Source organism: Bacillus sp. JJ1503, from assembly GCF_036965125.1.
GTDB lineage: Bacteria > Bacillota > Bacilli > Bacillales > Cytobacillaceae > Cytobacillus.
The window spans coordinates 1-9,830 of the sequence record NZ_JBALOZ010000085.1 but is presented as its reverse complement, the minus strand read 5'-3'; the positions used below and the strand labels follow the sequence as shown (position 1 = coordinate 9,830).

At 37.0% G+C, this 9,830-nt stretch carries 8 protein-coding genes; all 8 read right to left on the bottom strand.

What is annotated here, in order from left to right; all coding sequences use genetic code 11:
* Window positions 1-96: 96 nt before the first annotated feature.
* Complete coding sequence (locus V7149_RS07820; protein WP_335345089.1) at window positions 97-1,758, bottom strand: PucR family transcriptional regulator; 1,662 nt, start codon at window positions 1,756-1,758, stop codon at window positions 97-99.
* Window positions 1,759-1,890: 132 nt separating this feature from the next.
* Window positions 1,891-3,237 carry an MFS transporter gene (locus V7149_RS07815; protein WP_335345088.1) on the bottom strand — a complete coding sequence of 449 codons (1,347 nt, stop codon included), beginning with the start codon at window positions 3,235-3,237 and terminating at the stop codon, window positions 1,891-1,893.
* A 78-nt stretch (window positions 3,238-3,315) separates the two neighbouring features.
* Window positions 3,316-4,065, bottom strand: coding sequence for an aspartate/glutamate racemase family protein (locus V7149_RS07810; RefSeq protein ID WP_335345087.1), 750 nt, complete (start codon window positions 4,063-4,065; stop codon window positions 3,316-3,318).
* Between the two features lie 250 nt (window positions 4,066-4,315).
* Complete coding sequence (locus V7149_RS07805) at window positions 4,316-4,642, bottom strand: cupin domain-containing protein (RefSeq protein ID WP_335345086.1); 327 nt, start codon at window positions 4,640-4,642, stop codon at window positions 4,316-4,318.
* Window positions 4,643-4,658: 16 nt separating this feature from the next.
* Window positions 4,659-6,392, bottom strand: coding sequence for a hydantoinase B/oxoprolinase family protein (locus tag V7149_RS07800; protein WP_335345085.1), 1,734 nt, complete (start codon window positions 6,390-6,392; stop codon window positions 4,659-4,661).
* A gap of 2 nt (window positions 6,393-6,394) precedes the next feature.
* A complete protein-coding gene (locus V7149_RS07795; RefSeq protein WP_335345084.1) occupies window positions 6,395-8,437 on the bottom strand; it encodes a hydantoinase/oxoprolinase family protein in 2,043 nt (680 codons plus the stop codon).
* Between the two features lie 30 nt (window positions 8,438-8,467).
* Entirely contained in the window at window positions 8,468-9,010 is a 543-nt protein-coding gene (locus V7149_RS07790; protein ID WP_335345083.1) for a helix-turn-helix domain-containing protein, read from the bottom strand.
* Between the two features lie 256 nt (window positions 9,011-9,266).
* Window positions 9,267-9,830: MFS transporter (locus tag V7149_RS07785; RefSeq protein WP_335345082.1), on the bottom strand; the 564-nt coding region annotated here is incomplete at its 5' end.

Here is a 9,830-nt window from a genome sequence, read left to right as displayed (position 1 = left end):
CTTTATAGGTTACAGTTCACCTTTACTGAGTCTTTTTTCATTGAGGATGAGAAAATAATATTAAGCTATATTAATATAACGTTACTCTTCTAATTATTATAATAATTTTTGTGCCTTTAATGCTAAGTGGAAGTTTAATTTTTGTTCAGGTTCCTTAAATGGATTAAAACCTAAAATTTCTTTAATTTTTTCAATCCGGTATTTAACTGTATTGGGATGAACAAAAAGCATCTTTCCAGTTTCGGTAAAACTCTCATTCACGTCTAAATATAATTCTACGGTTTTTACTAAATCCAATTGATGTTTATTATCGTATTGATTGAGTTGGGCAAGAAAATCTGATGTAAAATCTTCTAAAATGTAATTTGGAAGTTGTTCAATTATTTCATAGATACCTAGTTCATATATAGCTGTAATTTTATTAGTTCCATACATTCTTTCTCCAATATTTATGGCTCTTATTGCATCTCTATGGCTTTTTCCCAATCCTAAAGGGGAAGCATAATAATTACCTATTCCGATAGATACCTTCATTTCCTTAAACTCAAAATCCAGTTCTTCCTTTAGTAAAAAAGATATTTTATTAGCTTTGTCTCTAGCGAACTGCACTTCTGGATTTTTATCAAAATGGATTAAAAGAATAATTGAGTTTCCTTTTATCAGACAAATAGTATGAGGACATAGCAGTTCAATTTTAGGTCGTATACGAGAGCGAATGTGTTTTTCTATTATGAAATCTCCCTTATTATTAGAATGCTCATCTCCTTCTTGGGAAAGCTTTGCGACCAAGACCATATGTTTTTTTGCTAGGTTTAGTCCAACTAATTGCCCCTTATTGTATAGTTCTTCTTCGTTAAAAAACTTATCATTAAATAACTCCGTAAGAAAGTCACTTCGAAGACGGTCTTCAGTTTCAGTTACTGCCCTTTGTTTTGCAATTTCTAATGCAAGTGCTGTTGCTGCGTGTGATAAGGCAATAAAATCTAACTCTCGCAAAGTTTCTTTTAATTCCCAAGTAAAGATGTATCCAAATGGATTGCTTTTCGCTCCAGCTGGGACAGATACTTGATGAAAACTCTCACCTTCAATTTCTAGTTGACCTGTATAATAGTCTCTTTCATGATGATGTTTTCTAATTGAATTTTTCAAATGTGAAAAATTTCCGTTATTTATAATCCCTTCAACTTGTAGGCATTTTTGTAAAAAGTCTTCATCATCCAGTGAATTTGAACCTATTGCTAAAATATCAAAAGTGTCATTTATTATTAAAATAGGCTTCTTAATTAATTCTGATAGAGTTAAAGCAATTTTTTTTACATCTCCTCCCTGCAGGATAACCTTAGTTAGTTCACGATTTATTTCTTCCGATCTTTTAAGAATTTGAGATTGATAATTGAGTATAGTGCCCAAAACTGTAGAAAAAACTGTCGAATAGTTCATGGATGGAGGGAGTAATATTAAGGGTAAACCATAAGTGTTTGCTGCATTTATTAGTTTGACATTTATTTGAGGGCCTGTGATCATAGGATGAATTCCTAATGCTGCTACTCCAAAATCGGAGAACTTTTTTATTGTTTCTACTTGCCCTTCATAATTATTGCTCAAGCTATGAAACGTAGTTAATATAAATTCCCCGCCAGCAACAAATTGATCAAACTTATTAGGTATTTCTAATACACTTACACTTTTTATTGTTTTATTTAATCCCCTATGGCCAGCAATTAAACAAAGATTTTTAAGTGATTCCATACTTAGCATTTCTTTCACTGTGAACCTCATAACCACACCACCTAATTTTAAAAAGAAGAACTTGCTACACGCAAGTTCTTCCATAAACTCAAATTAAACTACTTTTAGTGACTTTATGAGATTAATCCTTAAAATCTAGTGCTATTCTAGTATCTTCCCTTCCGTTTCCGGAATGAACAGTATGGTAATCATTGTCACCACAACAAACGCCTCTATGAATGAAACGGTTGCCCCAAATGTCCATCCCATACCAATGACGAAACCGATTATCGATGGGGCAAAAGTATTTGCCCAGCGCTGTGATGCTGCTCCAAAGCTGTAGCCAGCACCGCGGACATTTGTCGGATAAACTTCGCCAAACCATGTATTCCACACAGCCCATGCCCCTTGATTAAAGAATGAAAGAAGAAAGTTAAATGCATATAGCTCAACCATATTGGATGAAAAGGCGAATAAGAAACCACTGATGGCTGCACCAGTTACAAATAGGAACAATATCTTTTTTCTGCCAAACCTAGCAGTAAGATGGGAAGCAGCCATATAACCTGGTATCTGCATAATGGAAGTTAATGCAAGAAAACCTAAGCTTTGTGACATAGATAACCCTTTTTCCATTAACAATGTCGGAATCCATGTATACAATCCCCAATATCCAAATGCAAGCGTAAAGTTTACAATTGTTTGCAATGAGGTTAACTTTAGCCATTTCCCTCTAAAAATCTCAAAATAGTTGGCTTGTTTTACATTTAAAACTTCTAAATTCGTATTTTGATCTAGATTGATTTGATCCTTACTTAAAAATTTAATGACCGCTTTCGCTTCCTCCTGGCGCCCTTTACCAGCCAGCCAGTATGGAGATTCAGGGATTTTCAGCAGCATAAATGCCCATAATCCACCTAAAGAACTGATAAATAGGACCACTCTCCAGCCACCTAGAGCGCCTTCAACCTCCATAAATAAAACCGTAACTCCTACAGCAATAAGGACTCCGATTGGCCAACCTGCTGATAAATAACCGCCATATTTTCCTCGTTGTTTCACAGGAAGCATTTCCTCAAAATAAGGGAAAATACAAACTAGCATTCCTGCCAATGCTAAGCCTGCTAATAGCCTGCCTGCATACAGCATTTCAAAGTTAACAGAAAACACACTGATTAAAGAAAATAAAGTGTAAAGCAATAAACTATACATCATTGTTTTTTTACGGCCAATCTTATCGGAAATGAATCCCCAAATATAAGCCCCGGGAATCATTCCTAAAAAGATAGCTCCAATGATTGAACCTGTTTGTACTGCTGTTAAGCTAAATTCAGCTGCAATCTCCCCACTAAGAAAGATAATAATCATCATTTCCCACGCTTCAACTACAAAGGCAAAGAATAGAACCATCCCTACAAAAGCATGTCGGCTGTTAAATGGCATGTCTTTAAATAGTTCGCCTACCTGCACCACTGATTCAGCTTTTTTTCTTAATGCACCATTTACCATGGTAAAAACCCCCAATTATAACTGGATTTTCAGTAATTTATCTTCGTTTTTTGCCCTTCTTTTTACTGACAGCAATCCTTAAAATAGCCCCCATTGGAAAACTTCTTTCTCTGGTGGAGACTGATAACCTACTAATTTACTATGGCTCCAATTAAACTTTTGCTTAATTTCAACTAAGAATTCTGCATATTTTAGCGGTGCCAAACTTGCATCAATAACAGGAACACCTATTTCTTTTTGAACCTCATTATAAAATCCAAATTCCATTGTGCAGCCTAGGATTATGACATCTGCACCATCTTTATCTACCGCCTCTTTTGCAGCTTGTTTTATGCGGCTAGATGTTTCATGATGGTCTTTTTGAAAATCATGGACACCTAAATCAATTGATTTGAATGAGGCTAATTTGTCTGCAAATCCATATTTGTGGACATTTTCTTTCATCTCTGGAATCCATTTTCTTCTCCCAACTACGATAGAAACACTTTCACCTAATGTTGTCGCAATATGCAAGCTGGCCTCTGCTGGTGCTGTGACTACCATTTTCTTTGAAACTTCCCTAGCAGCCCTTAAGATTGGATCATAAAAACAGCCAATTATCGCAGCATCATATCCGTCCTCTTCAGCTTTTTTAATTAATTTTAGTAATTCTGGCATAATCATTACTTCATAACAGTTATATTCAAGATGAATGGGACCATTTGCAGGAACTAAAGATACAACATCAACTATTGTGTCAGGCTGTTTTACTTTTTGGAATTCCTCTGCAAAAGTTTGATTAAATAAATCTGTAGTAATTGGATTGATCCATAGAATTCTTTTACTCACGTTAATTCCTCTCTTCTATTCAAAGTTATTATGAATATCATTCTGGATGAATTAATTATCGTGTGTATTGGACCTGGTGAAATGTTAATTTTTTTGCAGAACTATGAAAGGAGCCCTCCTTAAGGAGGTTATCTAGGTAAGATCATTAGCGTTATGTGAGCTAAATTCATATATTGAGGGGGCGCTTGTCAATTAATTTAATAGACTTGCACTCATCCTAAGCAATAATAGCCGCCCCCATGTCTTTCTATTATTCTTTAACTAATACCCATACAATTTCACAAGGTTCTTGTGCTGTATTAAGACACCAGTGTTCTTCACCTGCTGGAATAAAGGTTGCTTCACCCGCTTGAATCTGAAAGGATTCCCCGCCACTTTCACCCTTTAGGCTTCCTTTTACAATAAATGAATATTCATTTCCTTCATGGCAAGACAATCCTTCGACTGGAACACGTTCCCCTGGTGCAATACTTACTTTTCCAAACTGGATATCTGCATGTTTTCTTTCATCATGAAAAAAGGTATCCATGATCGTTTTAGTAGCATCAAAACTTTTTGTCTCTTGAACAACTTTCATTTCTTTCCCTCCTATTCTAACTGCGAATGCTTAATTCTTTATATTCTCCTGTTTGTAAATCTACTTCTACTCCAAAGACCTCTCGTGCCTGCTCTGGCGTAATGTATTCACTTTTTACATCTTTAGCAACAAGATGGGCTGGACGTTCAAGAGGATTTCCATAGCCCCCTCCTGTACCAGTCATTAATTTAACGACATCACCCTTATTCAATGGATAACGGGCATATACTCCAAATGGTCCTTCAATTTCCCCAGTTGCCTTTTCAATATAGAACTCATTATTGGACCCATCCATGCCTCCATTCGCACCCCAAGGTTTTGTTTGATTTCTTCCGTAAGTAATAGTAGCAGATTGACCATCTGTTAAAGCTCTGTACGAACGAATAACTCCAGAACCGCCAACTGCCTTCCCGGATCCTGCTCCATCTGTTCTCAAACTATATTCATCTATTAAAACTCCATAACGAGTTTCAGCTACTTCAACAGGAACATTGTATGTCTCACCATCAGCCACACAGAACTGTCCAGCAGCACCATCTTGTCCTTCTGCTGCACCCCAACCGCCGACTGAAGGTTCCACAATTAAAAACGGTTCATTCGTATCTTGATGTAATCCTGTCAGTGTTACGGAACATACAGATAAATGATGACCTGCTGCAAGTCTTTCCGGTAAATGTGGAGCCATCGCCTTCCAGATTAAATCTAAGCTGCCTAAAAGTGTTTCAAAGTAATTAGAAACAGGAGCTGGCCGCTCTGCTGACATAATAGATTTCCGGTCTACCAATACTTTTAATGGTCTGAATACCCCATCATTGACATCTTGTGATGGATTCGTCATCGCAAGAAAAATAACTCGTACCGCTGACACAAGACCAGTATATGAACAATTCACAGTTCCAGGCACTTGCGGATGGCTGCCGCGGAAATCGCAAATAAACTCGTCATCAGTAATCGTTACCTTAACTTTAATAGGAAACGGTCCATTACCAATTCCGTCTGTTTCAATTACATCTTCAGCTTCAAAGGTACCTTTTGGCAATTTAGCAAGTTCTTTTCTAGCCAATTGTTCCCCATGATCGAGTAAATAATCGATTGAAGCTTGGATAATATCCCGTCCATGCTTATCACATAATTCCCTTACCCTCTTATCACCTGTTTTCAATGCTGCAACCTGTGCCCACATATCTCCAAGAGAAAGTTCAGGAAAGCGAACATTTGCCTCTAATACATCGACAAGTCCTTGGTTAACAATGCCTTCACTAAATAGTTTCACACATGGAAACTGGAGTCCCTCTTGAAAAATTTCCGTTGCATCATTAGTGAATGAGCCTGGATCTTTCCCACCCACTTCCGTCCAGTGAGCTTTATTTGCTGAAAATGCGATCAATTCACCTTCGTGAAAGATTGGCATGACTAATCCAACATCCGATAAATGAGATCCGCCGCCGCCATATGGATCATTGATGATGATAATATCTCCAGGTTTTAGGTTGCCGTCTTTACCAAATTTCTCGATTGTTTGTTTGACCATAAAGGTTAACATTCCAATAAATCCGGTTACGCCATTCCCCTGGGTCAAAAGCTGTCCTTTAGAATCTGTTAACCCACTTGCGTAGTCAAGAACTTCATAAATAATAGGGCTCATTGAAGTGCGTGCAAGTGCATAAAACATTTCATCCCCTGTAGCAAGTAAGGAATCTTTTACAATTTCTAAAGTAAATGGATCTACCTTCACATTTGTCTTTACCATAATTACTCAACCCCCGTAGTAATGATTAGATTCCCATAACCATCTACAAAAAGATTTTGCCCTTCATAAATAACCGTAACGGCTGACTTCTCTTCAATAATAGCAGGCCCTTGTATCACTTCATTTGTTGGCAAACTACTACGATCATATACTTTTGTATTTATCCAGCCTCTTTCCTCAAAATAGACTGGTCTAATCTCTTTAAGTGCCTCTTCAATATTGCCTTCCTTTTCATTCTGTTGTAATTCTGGCTTTGTAACTTTTCCAAAGGCCGTTACGTGAAGACTTACTATTTCTGTTTGTGCATTCAACAATTTAAAGGTAAAGTTTTTCTCATGCAATTCATGGAACTTGTCTACTATTTCATGAATATCTTCATTAGTCCATTCACCGCCAGGCACTGGAACTTTCACAGTATGTTCTTGTCCCACATAACGCATATCAGCAAATCTAGTAAACATCACTCTCTGTTTTTCAACGCCTTCTTCTTCAAATTGCAGGAATGCATTACTTTCAATCGTGTGCCATTCATTTGCTATTTCTTTTAAATCAATAGCATTGATTCGTTTTATATATGTTTTAATATAGTCATGTCGGAGGTCTGTCATCAGCATACCCCAAGCTGAAAATACAGGAGATGCTAATGGAATAACCACCTTTTTTACCCCTAGTTCTTTTGCAAGGGCAGGAGCATGCATAGATCCTCCTCCTCCAAAAGCGACTAATGTAAATTCTCTAGGGTTATGCCCTTTTCTGATCGAAATTAACTTCAATGCATTTAGCATATTAGAGTTAGCAATACGGATGATGCCAAGTGCAGCTTCTTCTGGACTAATATCAAAATGGTTGGCAACATTTTCTTCAATGGCTTGTTTTACCCTTGAAATATCTACCTTATAGTCAAAGTTTTTAGCTGAAAGTCTTCCTGTAAATAGATTTGCATCTGTAGTTGTAGGTTTAGTACCTCCCTGTCCATACGCAACTGGTCCTGGCAATGCTCCGGCTGACTGTGGTCCTACCTTTAACGAACCTGCATCATCAATCCACGCAATAGATCCTCCACCGTTTCCAATTTCAACAATATCAACTACAGGCGCTTTTATTGGATACCCTGCACTCCTAGAATTACGATCAATATAGTAGTCAGTTGTTACTTTTACTTCACCATCTTCAATTAATGAACATTTTGCTGTTGTTCCGCCTATATCAAAGGCAATAATATTTTTTTCGCCAATCAGTTCTCCTAGAACCGCTGCTCCAAAAATTCCAGCGACTGGACCAGATTCAACCATGTTAATTGGAAGTTTTTTTGCTTGATCAAATGTTGTCGTTCCCCCATTTGACTGCATAATATAGTTCCTGCTATTCGTTTGATTTTCCTCAAGTTTATTCTGGAGACGCTCTATATAACTAGAAGCTATCGGCTGAACATAAGCATTCAGAATGGTTGTATTTGTTCTCTCATATTCGCGCCATTCTTTTGTTGTTTCGTGGGAAGCCGTTACAGCGATTTCTGGCCAAAGCTCTTTAATTAGTTCTACAGTTTTCTGCTCATGAATTGGGTTTACGTATGAATGCAAATATGCTACTGCAATTGCTTCTACTTCTTCCCTTTTGAAATATTCAATAATTTCCTTTACTTGATCACTATTAAGGGGTGTTAGTATTTCACCTTTATAATTGAGTCTTTGTTCTACTTCCTTCCTTAAAGCTCTCTCTACAAAAGGTTCAGGCTTTTTATAACGCACATTAAATAAATCAGGTCTGTTTCCGCGGGCAATTTCCAGTACATCTCTAAAGCCCTTAGTTGTAATGAGACCTGTTTTTACTCCTTTTTTCTCAGTAAGCGCATTAATAATAACAGTTGTACCATGAATAAAGGTTGTAATGGCTTCTTGGTCTACTTCACTTTTTGAAATGACATCGATTACACCTTGTTCAAAATTCGGAGGTGTTGTGTGGCTTTTTGCAACTCCAAACCTTCCTTGTTCATCTACATATACTAAATCAGTAAAAGTACCGCCAATATCAGTTGCAACTCTCATTTTTCCCATCCTTTCCACAAGTCAAAATCTTCAAAAAATTACAGGCGTCAAAACACTATATAATACAGTTTCTTGATTCAGCGGATTTTCCCACTGATGCGGTTTCTCAGATGGAAAGTGAATAGATTCTCCTGCATTTAAAAGGTATTCCTTTTCACCTACTCTGAAAATAACCGTCCCTTCTAACACGTAGTGGATCTCCTCGCCGTGATGGCTAAATACCTCACTGTCTTTATAATTCGGCGCTAGGGTTACTCTTAAAGCCTCAAGTTGTCTGCCTGGAATTTCTCCACTTAACCTTACATATTTGGAAGAAGAACCTTCCATTTTAAAAGTTTTTTGATCAGCTTTTTTGACTGCATAGTTTTGTCCATGCTGATCCTCAAAAAAATAAGTCATATTTACTTCAAATGCATCTGCAATTTTTTTAAGCGAAGTGATAGCTAACGAGGATGTCCCCCTTTCCACCTGAGAAAGAAATCCTACAGAAAGTCCAGTTTTTTCACTTAACTCTTTCAATGTAGCACTATTTTTTAATCTAAGATCTTTAACCTTTGCACTAATTTCGTCCATCTAGGTGATCCTTTCTTCACACACTTTTTATAGTTAAACTATAATTTTAAGGTTTTACCTTATTTTTTATAGTGTTACTATAATATTTTTCATAATATCATAATTAATTATAAATTTAAAGATAATTTTAATAATTAAATCTTATCAATTAATTCCATCAACTCCTTGTCTAACAGTAATAAAAACAAGAACCTGCTTCAAGCAAGTTCTCTAGTGATAATGCCTATATTAACTACATATTGCGCCTACATTACCACTACTCTAGTATCTTCCCTTCCGTTTCCGGAATAAACAGTATGGTGATCATTGTTACCACAACAAACGCCTCTATGAATGAAACGGTTGCCCCAAATGTCCATCCCATTCCAATGACAAAACCGATTATCGATGGCGCAAAAGTATTTGCCCAGCGCTGTGATGCTGCTCCGAAGCTATAGCCAGCACCGCGGACATTTGTCGGATAAACTTCGCCAAACCATGTATTCCACACGGCCCATGCCCCTTGATTAAAGAAAGAAAGAAGAAAGTTAAATGCATATAGCTCAACCATATTGGATGAAAAGGCGAATAAGAAACCACTGATGGCTGCACCAGTTACAAATAGGAACAATATCTTTTTCCTTCCAAACTTAGCTGTCAGATGGGAGGCAACCATATAACCTGGTATCTGCATAATGGAAGTTAAAGCCAGGAATCCTAAGCTTTGTGACATGGATAACCCTTTTTCCATTAACAATGTCGGAATCCATGTATACAATCCCCAATAACCAAATGCAAGAGTAAAGTTTACAATTGTTTGCAATGAGGTTAACTTTAGCCA